Below are 18,131 nucleotides of genomic sequence, written 5' to 3'. Positions count from 1 at the left end.
AAAGAATTTTTGACAAATTTAAGTAAACTGTCTATTTACCGGGATATTTCGTCCACTCTCCACCATCAAGTTGAATATAGGGTTCATTTTTAAAATACATCATTACTGTGTCTTGATTTTCTGCTACTTTCTCAGAGGTAGGCAGATTATCTAATACACGCTTAACAGGCACTTTAGCGGCGAATATATCAAGTTCAAAGGCATTATTAATAAGCTCAGATAACGAAAAATAGCTCATCGTTTCATTTACTTCGTTTAACTGAGAATGCTGTATTTTAGGGCCAATAAACTTCACAGCTGCTGGTACAGAAACAATAGAAGGACTCGGAATTTCTCGTAACCCTGCAAACTGAAGCTTGTCACCTTCTAAAGCAGCGCCATGCTCTGGCACTACCACAAGCAAAACATTTCGCCCTGAACTTTCTAATTGACCAATAAAAGTATCAATGTCATCGAATAAACGTTGCTGTCTAAGCGGATAACTTGCCAAACTATTCATCCTCTCACGGCCAGCAACTTGATTGCCATCATGGAGACTAATGGTATTGTAGTAAAGTGCTTGAGGCTGCTGACTATTCTGATGTTTTTTTGACCAATTAGATAAAATATCAGCATCTGAGTATATAGGCTCACCATCAAAACCATATTGAGCAGGCTTTAGATTACTAAAATCAAGTTTAGGTACCGAAACACCACCATACTGTCTGATCAAGCCAATAAAATCATCAAAATGTCCATCATGATTCATAGCCACATTTGTGTTAAATCCTAACTCTGCCAAATTATTAAATAGTAAGCACTCTTGTCTGGCAGGTTTAAATAAGTCAGCTTGGCTTGTTTGTCCACAACTTGCTCGCAGCAAGCGAATAGCTGCCGGACCACTATACGAGGTCGCAGAATTAAATTGACTAAATAAAATGTCAAAATTAGCAAAAAGTGAACTAGGCTTTACACCAATTGCATTGAGATCTGCCGTAGCCAATGAACATATGTTAAGCACAACAACATCAAATGGTTCACCATTAAAGGCTTTCGGAAACTGACTAATAAGCTGCGATTGCTGTTGATAAAAGTCACCTAACTGTTGATCTGGTGTTTTCTGCTGAGCACTCTGCGTCACAGTGACAGGCGTTTGAGCTTTTTCATTAGTGGCCATTAAAACCGGTGAAGAGCTATCATTTAAAGGTGTTGAGCCAAGCCAGTATACATAGATAAAACCAACAACTGATAAACTGGTATATCGTAACCATTTAACAGTTAGAAAATAAAAAACAATTGCAACAAATAAAGCGAAGACAAAATCTAAATTGATCAAGCGAAAGGCTATTTCAAAAAAATAGCTAATACTGAAATCTTGTAAATTATCTGCTTGCTTTGTTAAACGCGAAATAGGCGGCAGCCAAGAATCCTGATACATCAAGACAATGCCAATGACCACACTGATAGCCTGTTTAAGCCGTGTTAACCAAACCTTATCAAATGAAATAACCAGAAAACAAAAGAACGCTAAATTTGCAAATAGATCAAAGGAAATAGCTCCTTGGCTAAACAATACAAACTTAATTAAAAAATATAAATTCCAAATACCTAGACCTGACAACCTCACTTGTTATCCTTCTTTTGCTTTTTAGGGGTATAGGGGGTCAATATCACATGCCTAAATGTCAATGTGCGATATAAAAGTAAGGCTCTTTTAAACAGTAACTTACCTGCTTTACTAACAAAGAGCCCTAACACCAATGCAACAGCAAAGGTGATGAAAAATTGATTTAAGCTCATAATACTTCGCTTTTTAAGGTCACTTTAACCTGTTCTGAAATTGGCCGGCTAAGCTCTCTAAATTCAGGCTTCTCTTTATCCAAGTTTGCGATACCTGCCGGCTTTGCATCTAATATATTTCGCACATTATTTTGCAATTCTTTTGTGTAATCAGGTACATCGCTGTCAGCATAGCGTTGGTGAATACGTCGACATGCCTGTTGAATATAAAAATGATCTGCAATGATATTTTTTGATGAAAAGAAATCACTTATTTGCAACTTAAACAAATGTTTAATCGCATTCTCTACATCGTGTTCACGACAAGCATGAAGGTACAAATAGATATACCCATCTGCATAACTAAGAATGTCCCCCTCTCGTTTTACGTGAAATAAATGCAGCGGATGAATAGCATCTATTCTTGGTAACAATTGAAGTTTTACAAACACCCCACTGACACCTAAATTAGCTGCTGAATCACTGTGCTTTAATACTTGCTCAGAAAATTTCGTGATTGGCAAATAACCTTTTGATAATACATTTTCGCTTTCTTTAAGCACATCATCCAATGAGTGAGGAAGCGCTCTAGAAAATTGAAACCCTTGAATTGATTGAATTTGAGATAACAAACGTGATGGCTCCGAAAAACTATATAAAATAAGATTTACACCGAGCGTTAAAAATAGGCACTCATCTTGGTGACGAATGACACCATCTACATTTTGTATTACCAATTTTAATTTTCGACCACACTTTTTACGAAGTGAAAAACAATCTTTAGCTAATGCTAATAAGTCTGTATTGCGTGAAACAGCAAAAACTATGGTTGCCGCCTTCTTAGTTAGACTGATTGAAAACAAAGTATCATTATCATCTATCGTTTTAAATGAAGCCGGGAGCTTGGTACCTTGAGGAACTGCATTCCTAGTCAGCCATACCTCGTCTTCGTCTAAATCTTGTTGTAATAATACATCGCTCTCTACAGTACGATTAACGTCTGAATCTATTAGTGCTAATTGGCCATTAAATAATTGCAGATTAATTGTACGTCCAGCAATTACACCCTCTCTATGCGCCCAAAAATCATACTCAAGCGAGCGAATTGACGCTTCTTTTGTCATATGAACTAGACCATCAAAAAAGCGATTCATAGCGTGTAATCGCTGTCTCGCTTCACCAAGCTGCGCACCTGAAATTAAAAAGACTAAAGTCACATCCTTAGTTTTAGTGAGTGCTTGGTAGAGGGTAAGCTTCTCAATTAATTGCTCATCGCTTAGTGATGCGATAACAACAGAGTCTAAATGCACAAAGACACTGCTATTTTGTAGCTGTTTGTAGTGCTTTAATTCTCGGATGATGCCTCGTGAAAAAGAGGCGCTTTTTGATACGTTATTACTATGCTGTAAATGAAACGGATAGAGTAACCCTTGCTCAAATAAATTAAACAAAACATCCGAGCCTTGGCTATCAAAAAACAAATCAATTTGTTCAGACAAGACAAATACAGGTTCTTTATTGTTAGACAACATATGCCCAACCAACTCCAAAAGCTGGCTATTTAAAGGTGAAAGAAACGCATAGCTTGCCCCTCGCCTTAAATCAGAATACGCAGCCTTTAACCCTGTTATGTCTAAATATGACACAAATATTTCCTTTAAAAAATACTTTAGTACTAGTTTTAAGCGGTATTCTATATATAATGCAGGCTATGTCCATCGCTTGTTGATATTTTTTAAACAAATATTTTTCTATGAGTTTTAAATGAATAACTTTGCAGTAACTAAATCGAATACATTAACTCAATACGACATAGACAACTTATTGCAAAAGTTTGGTGGCAGGCAGCAAGAGTATGTCGAAATTACAGATGTCGAAAAAAATCGTAAAACAATAGAGAAGTATCCTCTTATTAGCGATATTTCAAACGCAATAGCAGATGCCCAATACACAAGAATAATAAAGTAGTTAAAGAGTCATCATGAAAAGAGTTTTCTTAAAAGGAATTAAAGGAGGCACAGGCACAACCTCAGTGGTTGCAAACCTTGCCTGCGCGTTAAGAAAATCAAATGAGTCTGTATTTGTCATAGACTTAGACCAAAAAGGAGATCTAGGGCTTCATTTCGGACTAGCTTGGGAACACCGCTTAGGATGGACTGATTACGCTAATTTTGCTTCTGCTTGCGAGCAGTTTCACCAAGATAATGATGGCGTCATTTTTTTACCCTATGGTAATCAAACCAATATGGGGCTTGATTTTTCAAGTATTATCAAACACTCATTGCAACTTGATTGTGATGAAAATACATGGATGTTATTCGATTGTCCTGCGCATATCGATGTGCTTCGCTATCCACTAAATAGCAATGATATAGTACTTGAAATCGTTAACTGTGATGCCATTTGTCATAGTTTGGCATATAAGCGATTACAGTCTCTAAAAACGGCTACTTCAACTTGGCAGCACTATTTTTTAATCAACAAATACCATTCAGCCTCTGAAATTGAGTCCGACCTATTACAATTATGGCAATCGGAATTGCCGCTGCTAGCACCGCTATTTATTAATAAAGACGAAGTGATTAAAGAAGCCACCGCTTTTCGCAATGTTGCTATCAATTGTGCTCCGTACAGTGTTGCCAATGACGATTTTGAAACACTCGCAGGCTGGCTTGTAAGCCGTGCAAGTTATGACAAATAACCTCAATAAAACACTCAGTTGGCCTGAGCGAGTCAGCAGAATAATATTAAGCTTCTTTTTGACTAAGAAGCTCGTTCGCTTTGTTTTTTATAAATTTCATGGTTACTACAACCAACACAAAATGAGCCTGATTGGCGCATTCACATTGCCGTTTCTTTTATTACTAACTTCTGTATTTATAAAGTTAGACAAGCAACGTAAATACCAAATAAAACAAAAGCTAACATATTATTTTCCGCATATAAATCAGCCTGTATTCACTGCTAGCAATTGTGTCCGTATTTTATTACAGGCGTTTTACCTTGCCTTATTTAGAGTAACAAACAAAACATCAAACGATAAAAGCAACATACTATCTTGGCAAAAGGTTAGCGCTTTTTTTCGCTATTTAAATTTAATCGATCGGCTGTTAGTAAGAATTTGCAAACGCACATGGTCATTTAGTGTAAAGCGTGCAAAAGCAGCACCTTATCGACAACCTTTTGATTCAAAATTGTGGTATCACCGCTATCTAAAAGTGTTATTTGCAGTGCTGCTCTTTTTCGCTGTTGCAGTGTTTGTCACTGTGCCTTTTAGTATTGAAGCACAAGCAATATTTATTAGTTTAATTTTAGTCGTCGCATATTCTTTGAGACGAGTAAAAGGTCAAATGGCAACGATTGTCTTAGTCACTTTAGCAATCACAACATCAACACGTTACCTATGGTGGCGCTATTCAGATACACTAAACTTTGGCGATCCACTTGCCCTTGTATTAGGGATCGGCTTATTGCTGGCAGAAACCTACGCTTGGTTAGTGCTAATTTTAGGCTTTTTTCAAACCATCAATCCATTACAGCGTAAACCGATCGCATTGAGTAAAGATACGTCTAGTTGGCCGACTGTCGATATTTATATACCAACGTATAACGAGCCACTTGATGTCGTTAAACCAACAACAATTGCCGCTCAAAGTATTGATTGGCCTGCAGATAAGCTTAACATTTATATTTTAGATGATGGTAAGCGCCCTGAGTTTGCCGAATTCGCAAAGCAAATTGGTGTTGGCTATTTAACTCGTCCTGATAACAAACATGCCAAAGCTGGCAATATGAATCATGCGATGAAAGTAACCAATGGCGACTACATTGCTATTTTTGACTGCGACCACATCCCTGCTCGCTCATTTTTACAGATGACAATGGGCCAGTTCATCAATGATAGTAAAGTGTGCTTGGTGCAAACACCTCATCACTTTTTCTCAGCCGATCCGTTTGAACGCAACCTCAAAAATCATCGAAAAATCCCTAATGAAAACATGCTGTTCTATGGGTTAATTCAAGATGGCAATGATATGTGGGATGCGACCTTCTTTTGTGGTTCGTGTGCTGTTTTAAGGCGCAGTGCCCTAGAAGAAATTGGGGGTTTTGCCGTAGAAACCGTCACAGAAGACGCCCATACTGCTCTTAGAATGCAGCGCGCTGGCTACAAAACCACGTACATTAATATTCCGCAAGCTGCTGGCCTTGCCACCGACAGTTTATCTGCACACGTAGGTCAGCGTATTCGCTGGGCACGCGGCATGGCGCAAATATTCCGTTTAGATAACCCATTATTAGGCAAAGGCTTGAGTATTGCGCAACGCGTATGTTACCTCAATGCCATGCTGCACTTTTTATCGGGCATACCGCGTATTGTTTTTCTTACTGCACCACTGGCATTAATTTACTTTAATGCGCAAATTATCTATGCCCCCTTTATCGCAATCTTTCTATATATTGTTCCCACATTATTGCAAGTCAAAATGACCAATTCTCGTATCCAAGGAAAGTACCGATACTCTTTCTGGGGTGAGGTTTATGAATCAGTACTTGCTTGGTACATTTTAAAACCCACAACGGTTGCCCTTATTAATCCAAATAAAGGTAAGTTCAATGTCACCGAAAAAGGCGGCTTGAACAAGTCAGAGCATTACGATTGGATAATATCAAAACCGTATATATTACTGTTACTTATCAACGTAATTGGTATGGCTTATGGCCTATCGCGATTACTCTTTGGTGATAGTTCTCATATCGGGGTTTTACTCATTAGCATGCTATGGGCAAGTTACAATATTATCATTTTAGGTGCCGCAGTCGCTGTTGCTGCTGAAGCAAAGCAAGTGCGCAGCTCACACAGAGTCAAAGCCAACTTCCCCGCTGCCATCCGCTTAGCAAATGGACGCACTATCAAAGTTCGCGTAACCGACTACTCAAATAATGGGGTTGGTATTGACACAGGCCACAATCATTTGTGCCAAGTAAACGATAAAATAGAGCTATTAATGAGTCGTGGTTTAAAACAATTTTCGTTTGACACCTATGTCTGCAATACCCGTGATTCATTGATGGGGTTAACCCTTAAAGAGCTCGATTTAGAGAAGCAAAAAGCATTTATCCAATGTACTTTTTCACGTGCAGATGCGTGGCTTGATTGGCAAGACAACTTCAAACATGACAAACCGTCATACAGTTTTTCACATGTTTTCTATACCAGCCTAAGAGGCTTTAAAAACTTAATATTTCATGCTCCAAATCAATTAAGACCGTTGATTCTATTTGTATCAAACATATTAAATTTTGTAGCGTCGTTATTACCTAAAAAACCAATAAAAGCATTAAAATCATCATGATAAAAACAATATCAACATTATTGCTGACTGTTTACGCACTAAGTTTTTCGCAGTGGGTCGTCAGTGCAGAGCCTCTTGCAAATAAAGCTATTTTTGAAGATGGCTATCCAGAGCAGGCACCTGTAGAAACGCTGACTATGAGCTTTGAAAGCCTAGGGTTAAGTACATTCAAGTTAGATGGTATCAATAATAGTGCCCGTGTTGATTTTACAAACCGATTAGACAAGTTAGGTAAGCAGTTAACGCTAGACTTTTCCTATACACATTCACCGTCTTTGATTGGCAAGGTGTCGCACTTAAAAGTGTTCTTAAATGAAAACCTAATGACGGTATTACCCATCGGTGATAAAAATAATCTTATTGGTAACAAATATGAGCATAAAGTTCCTCTTAATCCCAAGTTAATCAAGGACTTTAACCAAATTCGCTTTGAACTTGTCGGTTTCTATGACCTCGTTTGCCAAGATGATCACAGTGCCACCATTTGGGCTGAGCTAAGTAAAAGTAGCCGGATCACAGTTGATAATCAGTCACTAGCACTTGACAGTTTATTTGAATATTTCCCAGCACCATTTTTTGATAACCGTGATTCAACGAAGGTCAATTTACCTTTTATATTTGCATCACAACCTGATGAACAAACACTTGAGGCTGCTGCCACATTATCAAGCTTTTTTGGTGCGCAAGCCAAATGGCGCAAAGCGCAGTTCCCAGTAAAAATCAATCACGCGCCTACTCAGCACAGCGTTGTTTTTGCCACCAATAACAATAAGCCTGATTTTTTGTTAAATTACCCTGATGTTGAAAAACCTACTGTAGAAATTATCAGCAGCCCGACTCAACGCTACGCCAAAGTACTTCTAGTATTAGGTAAAGACACTGCACAATTAAAAGAAGCCGTTGTTGGTCTAGTCTTTGGCTATAAAGTAATGACGGGTCGAAGCGCAACAATAGATGGCATAAACACGCTTCCTCTTAGAAAAGCCTACGATGCGCCTTTTTGGGTGCGCTCAGATCGCGCAGTCACATTTGCTGAGCTTATTGATTACCCAACCCAATTACAGTCAGAGGGCTTACGTGGTCAGCCAGTGCGTCTTGATTTACGCTTTGCACCAGACTTATTTACTTGGCGTGAAAATGGTATCCCGATTACCTTAAATTACCGTAACACTCCCGTTGAGCCAAACATGCTGTCACGTTTAAATATGCTGATAAACGGTCAGTTTATTGATGGCTTTATTTTAAGTAATAAAAGCAGTGACACCCTATCAAGCCAGACCATATTACCTCTACTGGCAAACGAAAAGTTGAACCAATCTCGACAAGATTTTGAGCTTAATGGTCTCGACTTATCAACAAATAATCAGCTTACTTATGATTTTAACTTTGCTGTTTCTAAGTCTGGTGAATGTAGTGCAATACCTGCTGGCGGTGAGTTTGGTGCAATTGACGGTAGTTCAAGTATTGATGTAAGCCGCTTTCACCACTATATTGCAATGCCAAACTTGCGCGCTTTTGCCAATGCAGGCTTTCCGTTTACTAAATTTGCTGACTTACATCAAAGTACATTATTGATGGAGGCAAATAGCTCTGTTAAAGCGATCAGTTTACTGCTCAATTTTACCGGCCACTTAGGAGCGATAACAGGCTATCCTGCGCATCAGTTAGATATTCAGTTCCCAAGCGAACAGTTAAACCTTACTGATAAAGATATTATCATTATTGGTAAGCCCGACTCATTCACACAATCACTTACAAAAGACAGTGATCTCAGTGTGTTAATCAATAATAGCCAACGTATTGTTGATCAAGCGATCTACAATGGTGCATACGACACACAAGATAGCGACAAAGTTAAAGTAAGCATAAAGAGTGTTGGTCGATTAGCGGTAATATCAGGCTTTCAATCGCCGTTCAATTCTGAGCGCTCAGTGGTGTCGTTAATCGCCACTAACGACGATGCTTACACGCTGTTATCTGACACACTCTTAAGTGACGAAAAAACAGTCCAAATTATGGGTAGCTCAGCGATCATAAATAGTCAGGGTATAAAAACGATTAAAACGGATGAACAGTACTATGTAGGCCAAGTGCCAATCCATACTTTAATATGGTTCCATCTCTCAGATCGCCCCTTTGTTTTAGCAATTTTATCGCTTATTACATTATTACTTATTTCATTTATTTTTTGGCGATTGTTGGCACTACTAACGAAAAAACGTTTATCTGAAGGAGATAACGCATAATGAAAATCTTTGCTTCTTTACTATTCGTTTTGACATTGTCTATCAATGTGTCAGCCGAGCAAAACTGTGCGGCTTGGCCTCAATGGAATACATTTAAACACCACTTTATCTCGCCTGAAGGTCGCGTGATCGATTTAGGCTCTCAATACGATATAACGACTTCAGAAGGACAGTCTTACGCACTTTTTTTCGCATTGCTTGCTAATGACAAAGCAAGCTTTGATAAGTTACTCGAGTGGACCGAAGTGCAGCTTTCTGAGGGTGACTTAAGTACACGCTTACCTGCATGGCAATGGGGGATTAAAAACAATCAACCACAAATTTTAGACTCTAACCCCGCTTCTGATTCAGACTTATGGATTGCTTACACCCTGTCACAAGCTGCTATTTTATGGAATGAAAGACGATACGCAGTACTTAGCTCAGTGATGGCTGAACGCATTATTCGCGAAGAAACAGCCTATATTCCCAACCTTGGCCTCACATTATTGCCAGGGCCAAACGGCTTTGAGAAAGAAACACATTGGAAACTAAACCCTAGTTATGCGCCATTATTTATTTTGGCCCAATTTAGCCAGTTATACCCTCATTCACCGTGGCAGCAATTACATGATAACTCCGCAGACATGCTAATTAGCACTGCTCCCAAAGGTTTCAGTCCTGATTGGGTTAATTACAATACCGATAAGGGCTTTTATCATGATGAACATGCGCCGCCAACAGGGAGCTATAATGCTATTCGTGTTTACCTTTGGGCTAGTATGATGGCCAAAGATGCAAAATACAAAACAGCACTTATGCAGCAGTTCAAACCCATGGCCAATAGCGTAACTGCATCTGGTAAAGTGCCATTACAAACTAATGCTATTAACGGTAAAACTCGTGGCACAGGCCCAACAGGATTTAGCGCTGCGATGCTGCCTCTTCTAGAAACTGAGAATCAATCACAAGCTGTCGGTGCTATTCAACAAACACTAATGATGGATACACGCTTTACAACTAATCGATACTACGACAGTGTACTTTATCTATTTAGCAATGGTTTTATGACAAAACGTTTTAGTCTTGATAAAAACGGTACCTTAACAACCAACTGGAGCAATAAATGCCAATAAAGTGGCTACTTGCTGTGTTTTTAGCAAGCTCCAGTGCATTCGCAGCAACAAATAAAGACCTTAATACTCAGTCTATTGATTGGCTAATTAGCCAAATACATTTAGGTGAAGTCGAGCGCGATACGCAATTAATGTCTGACAGCTTAGAAAAGCTGTTAAGTATTGCGCCGCAAAACACCCAAGTAAAATGTGCTGAAATACGTGTTTTGTATGCCCTTAAAGAAACGACAAAAGCACGTTCACGACTGAGTGAACTGTCTGAAAAATCACACCCATGTGTAGCCAGCATTGCATTGCTTATTCGGGTCGATAACGAAGACAAGGCGGTTATCCAACAAGCTCGTTTACGTGCTCGCGCAGGTCAGTATATTGAGGCTGTGAAAATTTATAACCGCTTATTTAAATCAACCTACCCAAGTATTGAATTTGAGCTTGAGCATATTAACTGGCTTGCGCAAGACGATGAACAATATGAGTATGCTTTAAATGGCTATCGCTCCTTAATGTCTCGATATCCGCACAGCGGTCGTATCGAGCTTGCTTATGCGCGCCATCTATTAAGTAAAAACCCATCAAATAAACAAGGCTTGGATCTATTAAGTCATTATGCCCATAGTAATTTTTACAGCGTTGAAGCTGAAAGTGCATGGCTATCAACACTAAAGGCAATGCCTCTAGATAAAAACACGCTTCACGCTTACGAGCAGTATTTAGATGCTTTCCCGCTCAGCAGTAAGGGAAAACTTCAATTTAATGATTTTAAAAAGGATTACCAAGCGGAGCTAAAAAAACAAGCCGATCCAGCTTTCAAAACATGGCAAAAAGGCAGTGTCGAACTAGAAAAGCGAAATTTTACAAAGGCAGAAGCGCTATTTAAACGCGCCTTGCAGGGTCGCCCAGAAGACCCCGAAATATACAACAGCCTAGGTTTACTGAACCTAAGGCAAGGCAGAAATGCCAATGCCTACCAGTACTTTAAAAAAGCTCAAAAATACAGCATAGATGCAAATCGCATAACGGTATTAAAAGGTCTCGCCAATACCGCACGTTTTTGGCAATACATAGATGAAGCTAAATCGGCCATCAGTAGCAATGAATTAAAACAGGCTGATCTTAAGCTTGATTTAGCAGATACGTTAAATGAAGACCCTAATACCGTGTTGTTTTACCGCGCAGAACTTGCCAAACAAGCTGGGCAATATCAAAACGCGATGAACCTTTATAAGCAAGTGCTAAAAGACGATCCCCTACAACAGCCTACTTTGCGTGCCATGCTTGAATTAACTGCCTCTGATGGTAATTATGCACGTAGCCATCAATTTTATAATGGTTTAACTCGTCAGCAACAGGCATTGGTTGCTGAGGATTATACCCTCTTACAAACCCAACAATTACGAGCCCGTGCAGACGAACTTACAGCGCAAGGCAAGCTTGATGAAGCGGTTGATGTATTACTGGTAGCAATCAAACAAAGTCCTCGCCAAAGCTGGCTTTACTACGACCTTGCAAATTTATATCAACAACAGGGTTTGGTTGATCATGCCAAAGCACTTTATAAAAAAACCTTGTGGCAATTTCCGTTAGATGCCGAGCTACGCTACAGCCATGCTTTATTTTTACGTTCGTTAAATGATTACCAAGGCGCACTGGCAACCTTAGATTACATTCCAAATAACGCACGTACTGAACAAATTAATGTACTAACAGAGCAGCTAAGCATTAATACCAAGCTTGAAAGACTGTCTGCCAACAATACAGCGACTAATAAAGCCACGGTGATTTATAAGCTTACCGAGTTAGAAGCACAGCCATTGACACCTTTAATGCAAGCTGAGCTTGCCAGCCAATGGCAACAAATTAATGAGCAACAGTATGCGATTAGGCAACTGAAGAAAGCCCTTACTCGTGACCCAAGCTTGAGCCCTTATTGGCATATGACTTATGCAAATTGGCTAATTGAAAGCAACGATAAAAACGCTGCTGAGAGCTGGTTTGCAGACTATCAACTGCCGAGGAACGCAACCGATGCTGATCAATCACAATGGTTAGCACTGCAAGTTAGTTATATTAATCGTTTTATTGATAATAATCATATAGTTGCTAAGCTGTCTGAGCTTGCAACGCAATACCCAGATAACTCAGAACTGGCAGAGGCGCTGATCAATGCTCATATCGAGCAAGGCAATAACAAAGAGGCTATTACTCGCTTTGAGCAGCACACCGCAAAAGGAAAAACTGTGTCAACGGATACTGCTTTAGCTATTGCGACACTTGCTCGTCAGCAGCAAAGAGATGATTTAGCTGATCGCATCATTGCTGGGCAAATTAATCAAGTTTCAACTGAGCAAAGTTATCGTCAACAGCAGTTAATGACCGCACTTGAACAATTTGCAGATACACAAAGTGCCATTAATCTCGCTGAGCAATTGCTGGCTAAATCAAACAATAACCAAGAACTCTATTATCAAGCGGCAGCAGTTGCACAAGCTAAACAACAAACTACGCTTGCACAAAGCTGGTACCGTGCAGCCGTTGATAAAAAAACTGCAACAAGCAATTTAACTGATGAGCAGAACTATGAGCTGTATGCCCTTGATGAAAATGAAGCTTGGTATGTCAATAATGCCAAACGTCAATTGCAAAGCATCGAGCGCGATGAGCAGGCGTATATCACTGCAGCAATCAACCTAAGCAGCCAAACCAGTACGCAAAATGAGTCAACTCTTGGCGCTGGTGCAACACCTATTGAAGCTGGTTTTCCACTTTGGGGTGGCACAGGAATTGTTAAACTAGACCCGATGACAATATCGAGCCAAGAAACCCGCTTTGATGAAACCTTTGCAGGCAGTCGCTATGGACAAGGGGCTCTGTGTATTTTTGACTGTCCATTTTTAACAATTAAACCAGAGCAACAAGGCACGGATATTGGCCTTGCCTGGCAAAATGAACAATGGCGCTTTGATATTGGCACTACCCCACTTGGCTTTTTAGTCGAAGACATTGTGTGGGGCGTTAATTACAAAGGTGATTTAGGCGATTTTGGTTATGGCGTCACGTTTAATAAACGCCCAGTCACCAGCTCAGTATTATCGTATGCGGGGTTAGAAGATGTCTTTACCAACCAAGTGTGGGGTGGCGTTAGAGCAACACAATTACAACTTAGCCTATCCCATGACCTAGGCCTAGACTGGGGTTTTTGGGGCAGTACTAACTATCAAATCTTGCAAGGTAAAAACGTTAAAGATAACCAAAGCTACAGCCTAATGGGTGGTAGTTATTATCGCTATATTCGTGAAAGAAACACTGAATTAAGCCTAGGACTTAACTTATTGCACTGGTCATATAAGTATAATTTAAGTGAAGAAACCTGGGGGCACGGAGGCTATTACAGCCCACAAAACTACTTGGGTGCATCTTTACCTGTTATTTTTGATAAACGGGTTGGTCATAATTTTATTTATAGGCTTCGTGCTGGGTTATCTTGGTCTACCACCACCACAGACGACATCGCGTTTTTCCCGAACGACCCTATTTTACAAGGCCAAGCTGAGGCACAAGCTACTGTAACGGGTGTTGTGCCTTACTTTGAGGGCGATACCAGCAGTGGTTTATCGTATAACTTAGGGGCAAGCTTTGAGTACAGGTTCACGCCCCACTGGTTTTTTGGCGGTTATTTTAACCTAGATAGAGCCGATTTTTATGAGCCGAACTACGGTCAGTTGTATTTCCGTTATTACTTTAATCCAGTCTACAGTGAGCTGGCTTTCCCGGGTAAACCTGTTGTGCCTTATGCAAACTACTAACTATCGCACTACAAAGGGGAAGTGTCGCAAGATCTTCCCCTCACCATAAGGTCTATGTATACTGTAGCGCACTTGTAGCTAGGATAAGGGTGTGTCCCTTTCCTTCAAGTACAAAACTTGAGCAACAAACCATTATCTTAGCTGCATCAAAAAACATGGCCACCCGTTCACTCATTCTAAATATAGAACGACTAAAGCAAAAACAATAAGGCCTCAATAAAAATCTTAGAGTTAGGAAGTAAATATGAGTTCATTACCTAAAGCAGGTGACTTTTTAGGGCATCCTAAAGGGTTATTCCTGTTGTTCGGCACAGAAATGTGGGAACGTTTCGGTTATTACGGCATGCGCGCTATTTTAGTATTATATTTAGTTGCTCTTGTGCAAGAAGGTGGTTTTGGTTGGTCAAATGCCGATGCACTAAGCCTTTACGGTACCTTCACTATGGCTGTTTACATTACACCGTTACTGGGTGGGTGGTTAGCTGATAATGTTTTAGGGCAACGTAAAGCGATTATCCTTGGTGGTTTATTAATGGCTGCGGGTCATTTCACTATGGGTATTCCTCACAGCTATTTAGCTGGCCAAGAAGAAAATGTTTTCTACATTGGTTTAACACTGCTTTGTTTAGGTAACGGTTTATTTAAACCAAATATCTCAACCATGGTAGGTGACCTATATAAAGAAGGCGACCAACGTCGTGATGGCGCGTTCACTATCTTCTACATGGGTATTAACTTAGGTGGTGCATTAGGTCCACTTGTTGCAGGTTATGCTGCAGCAGCAATGGGTTGGCAATGGGGCTTCATCGTAGCGGGTATCGGTATGGTGATCTCTGTACTTATGCAACTTGCATTAAGTAACAAATACTTAGGCGATATTGGTGTTGTACCTTCGGCTAAGCTTTCACAAGCTCAATCTGAATCAAACACTAAAGAGCCACTTACTAAAGTTGAAACTGACCGCATCAAAGTTATTTTCACTATGAGTGTATTCAGCATTATCTTCTGGATGGGCTTTGAGCAAGCAGGTGGTCTTATGAACTTGTTTGCTAACGACTACACTGACCGTATGTTACTTGGTTTTGAAGTGCCTGCTTCTTGGTTCCAATCTTTAAACTCAATTTTCATTATTGTATTTGCACCTTTAGTTGCCATTATTTGGTTAAAGCTTGATAAACGTGAACCTAATTCTCCAGTTAAGTTTGCTATTGCACTTATTTTCTTAGCACTTGGTTTCATCACTATGATCCTAGCGCTTATGACACAAGGTCAAGGTGAGCACTTACAAATCAGCATGATGTGGTTAGTATTATTCTACTTATTCCACACGCTAGGTGAGTTATGTTTATCGCCAATTGGTTTATCTATGGTGAGTAAACTTGCACCTCTACGTTTAGCTTCAATGCTTATGGGTATTTGGTTCCTATGTACAGCGGTTGCAAACAAGATTGCTGGTTTCGTAGGTTCATTCCTAGGTGAAGGTGAAGAAGCGCTAGATAACGCTATGGGTATCTTCATTGGTTTAGGCGCAACAGCGGTTCTTTCTGCAGTGATCATGTACTTACTAAGCGACAAACTAGTCGCTTGGATGCATGGAGCTGAAGGCCAACATGAGCCACAAACTACTGAGCACATCTTAGCTGAAGAGCTAGAAGTGACAGCTGAAAAGCAATAATATTTATTCCCCGTAGCGCCCGCTGCGGGGTATTTCTCTCTTCCCTATTCCCTCTGCGTCCTTAAAACTGATACTATATTCCGATATTAATTTGGTTTGCAAAGGAACTGAGCAAGTGCGCTTAAACACTCAACTACTGGTCATTGTTCTGACTAGCTTATTACTGACAGCATGTGGTGGCGATAAAACAACAAAAGAAGTCGCAACAGCTCCTGATCAGTCTGGTTTAATTATTTCTGTTGAAAATGGTTTTTCCGCACAATTTGCACAAGGCGATGTCACACTTAACGCAACAAGTAACACGGTTACAACAGATACCACGTTTACTTACACTGAAACAACCGCTTCAAGCACAGATATAGAGCAAGGTATTGTCTCCGCAATTCATACTTTTCGCCCCAATAATCTGATATTTGCAGAGCCATTGAGTTTGGCGATTAAGTTACCAAAAGAGCAAACTAACCTTGCCTTTAGCATAGTGCAGCTAGTCGATGAGCAATGGCAAACGCTAACCACTGAGCTAAGCGACGATGGATTTGCAGTCAGTGCTATCACTGAATTTGGCAGTTTTGCTTTAATGTCGCGCACCGTGCCTGCAGTAAGTAAAACCATTGGCGAGCAATGTAGTGACACAGCCAGTAACCAAACTGTACGCTTTATCCATGTTGCTGATTTACACGCGCGCTTTGGCTTTAAAGAGCAGTTATTTAGCCGTATTCGCAGTTACTACGACAATGCCAAACTTGAAAACCCAAATACCTTATTTACCAATGGCGGCGACGATTATGAAAAAGGCACCGTAGCTGAACAAACATCACAAGGGTTAGCCACTGTCGAAGCAATAAAAGCCATGGCCTTTGACGTACGTGTGATTGGTAACCACGACTATGCATGGGGACCAGAGCAACTGCTAGATTTTGCCGATGACGATAATGCTATCGTGTTATCAAGTAATACCAAATATGATGGTAGCGATGATACGCCGTTTGCCGGTGTCGATTTTTCAGTTGTTCAAGTTGGTTGTCTTCGAATTGGCTTTTTTGGCATGACTTCAGTGCCTTGGAATGAACTTGATGAACCAGTTGAAGACGATCCTATTCCCGATTTTATCGCTAATTTCAAAATGAATTGGCAATGGCAAGAAGTGGCGGAGCAGATTGTTAACCAATACCGTCAAGATGTTGATTACATGGTGATGGTAAGTCACTTAGGTGAAGGCACAGATACCCGAATTGCACAAAATGTAGCGGGCATTGATTTAGTGCTTGGTGGGCATACCCATGGCGGTGAAAGTTATCAAACCTTAGATAACGGCAGCATTGTTATTCAGCCAAACTTTTTTGCACAAGGTCTGACTGATCTTACCTTAACTTTTAACCTTGAAGACAAAACACTTGCGGATGTTGATTACAATACCGTCGCAACCACCAGCATTACGACCCAAGATGAAAGCACTAAAAACGCCATCGATGAAATCATGGGTCGCTATGCCCCAGATGCAAACACCGAAATTGCGGTTTCAGAAAATTACCCAACCGCAGAAGAACTCACTGCAATTACAGCCAAAGCGACTATGCAGCAGTTCCCTGCTATTGATGCCGTCTTGCTTGATGCAAGCCAAGTACAAGATCGCTGGCTACCGGGTACATTAACCCAAGAAGACTTTCATGCCGCGTTTAAGGTTGAACGCCAGCCATCAAATACCTCAGGGTTTAATGCCATTTATCAAATCGCGGTGACTGGTAGCCAATTAAAAACCATGCTTGCAAGCCAGCCTGAATGGGTCTCTTTAGTGCCAGATAACATTAACGATGCAAGCACTTATCAGGTTGCCCTATTTAAAGGCCCGGCGCTTAATACTGGGTTGTTCTTTCCTACTCTGCCAAGCTTAGAAGCCCAAATGGTCGCTGAAAGTTGGTGGTTGCTTGATAACTACGCGCGATCACGCACCAGCCAATGTTTATATATCGACACCGATAACACACTTAACGCCTGTAAAACGGATGATGCAGTCACAGTATGGAATTTTAATAAGCCAGAGCAAGGTTTTAGTAGTGACTTTGGCCCCGCAACACTTAGCTTTTATGACCCTGAAGACAAAAACTGGGGGCCAGAGAATAGTCAATTTGCCACCACCAAAGAGCTTGACGTTGCTGATTTACCAACTGGTGCCTCTGTCT

General features: G+C 40.4%; 10 protein-coding genes. 8 read left to right on the top strand and 2 right to left on the bottom strand.

The genetic code is table 11. From position 1 onward, the window contains the following. Positions 1–31 precede the first annotated feature (31 nt). Together bcsG and bcsE are read right to left on the bottom strand one after the other, a co-directional pair. Positions 32–1,606: a cellulose biosynthesis protein BcsG gene (bcsG, locus tag L1264_RS14255; RefSeq protein WP_199527002.1), complete on the bottom strand. Its 1,575-nt coding sequence runs from the start codon at positions 1,604–1,606 to the stop codon at positions 32–34. Positions 1,607–1,775: 169 nt separating this feature from the next. After that, positions 1,776–3,404, bottom strand: coding sequence for a cellulose biosynthesis protein BcsE (gene bcsE, locus L1264_RS14250; protein WP_199527003.1), 1,629 nt, complete (start codon positions 3,402–3,404; stop codon positions 1,776–1,778). Positions 3,405–3,522: 118 nt separating this feature from the next. Between bcsE and bcsR the strand changes: the two genes are divergently transcribed. The 8 genes from bcsR to L1264_RS14210 form a co-directional block, all read left to right on the top strand. Further along, on the top strand, positions 3,523–3,726 hold the full coding sequence (bcsR, locus tag L1264_RS14245) for a BcsR/BcsP family cellulose biosynthesis protein (protein ID WP_135925662.1): 204 nt from the start codon (positions 3,523–3,525) through the stop codon (positions 3,724–3,726). Positions 3,727–3,739: 13 nt separating this feature from the next. Beyond that, the gene (gene bcsQ, locus L1264_RS14240) at positions 3,740–4,459 is read left to right on the top strand and encodes a cellulose biosynthesis protein BcsQ (RefSeq protein WP_199527004.1); all 720 of its coding nucleotides are present in this window, start codon (positions 3,740–3,742) and stop codon (positions 4,457–4,459) included. Then, complete coding sequence (gene bcsA / locus L1264_RS14235) at positions 4,449–7,112, top strand: UDP-forming cellulose synthase catalytic subunit (protein WP_199527005.1); 2,664 nt, start codon at positions 4,449–4,451, stop codon at positions 7,110–7,112. Before bcsQ ends, bcsA begins: the two co-directional genes overlap by 11 nt. Continuing rightward, positions 7,109–9,358, top strand: coding sequence for a cellulose biosynthesis cyclic di-GMP-binding regulatory protein BcsB (gene bcsB / locus L1264_RS14230; RefSeq protein WP_199527006.1), 2,250 nt, complete (start codon positions 7,109–7,111; stop codon positions 9,356–9,358). Before bcsA ends, bcsB begins: the two co-directional genes overlap by 4 nt. After that, positions 9,358–10,473: a cellulose synthase complex periplasmic endoglucanase BcsZ gene (bcsZ, locus tag L1264_RS14225; protein ID WP_199527007.1), complete on the top strand. Its 1,116-nt coding sequence runs from the start codon at positions 9,358–9,360 to the stop codon at positions 10,471–10,473. The genes bcsB and bcsZ overlap by 1 nt, the downstream gene beginning before the upstream one ends. Continuing rightward, positions 10,464–14,276: a cellulose synthase subunit BcsC-related outer membrane protein gene (locus L1264_RS14220; RefSeq protein ID WP_199527008.1), complete on the top strand. Its 3,813-nt coding sequence runs from the start codon at positions 10,464–10,466 to the stop codon at positions 14,274–14,276. The genes bcsZ and L1264_RS14220 overlap by 10 nt, the downstream gene beginning before the upstream one ends. Positions 14,277–14,520: 244 nt before the next feature. Further along, positions 14,521–15,951 (top strand): peptide MFS transporter, encoded by a 1,431-nt coding sequence (locus tag L1264_RS14215; protein WP_075594538.1) that lies wholly within the window; start codon positions 14,521–14,523, stop codon positions 15,949–15,951. 115 nt (positions 15,952–16,066) lie between these two features. Continuing rightward, the coding region (locus tag L1264_RS14210; RefSeq protein ID WP_235404148.1) for a bifunctional metallophosphatase/5'-nucleotidase at positions 16,067–18,131 on the top strand (2,065 nt) is incomplete at its 3' end.

It is taken from the genome of Pseudoalteromonas sp. APAL1, from assembly GCF_021532475.1.
GTDB classification, from domain to species: domain Bacteria; phylum Pseudomonadota; class Gammaproteobacteria; order Enterobacterales; family Alteromonadaceae; genus Pseudoalteromonas; species Pseudoalteromonas lipolytica_C.
Note: the sequence above shows the minus strand (reverse complement) of the source record. Positions and strands in the feature narration are given on the sequence as shown.

Bases quoted from the DNA above. Each gene is read 5' to 3' on its own strand.
- bcsZ (WP_199527007.1), top strand. From the start codon at position 9,358: ATGAAAATCTTTGCTTCTTTACTATTCGTTTTGACATTGTCTATCAAT.
- L1264_RS14220 (WP_199527008.1), top strand. From the start codon at position 10,464: ATGCCAATAAAGTGGCTACTTGCTGTGTTTTTAGCAAGCTCCAGTGCA.
- bcsQ (WP_199527004.1), top strand. From the start codon at position 3,740: ATGAAAAGAGTTTTCTTAAAAGGAATTAAAGGAGGCACAGGCACAACC.
- L1264_RS14215 (WP_075594538.1), top strand. From the start codon at position 14,521: ATGAGTTCATTACCTAAAGCAGGTGACTTTTTAGGGCATCCTAAAGGG.
- bcsA (WP_199527005.1), top strand. From the start codon at position 4,449: ATGACAAATAACCTCAATAAAACACTCAGTTGGCCTGAGCGAGTCAGC.
- bcsR (WP_135925662.1), top strand. From the start codon at position 3,523: ATGAATAACTTTGCAGTAACTAAATCGAATACATTAACTCAATACGAC.
- bcsB (WP_199527006.1), top strand. From the start codon at position 7,109: ATGATAAAAACAATATCAACATTATTGCTGACTGTTTACGCACTAAGT.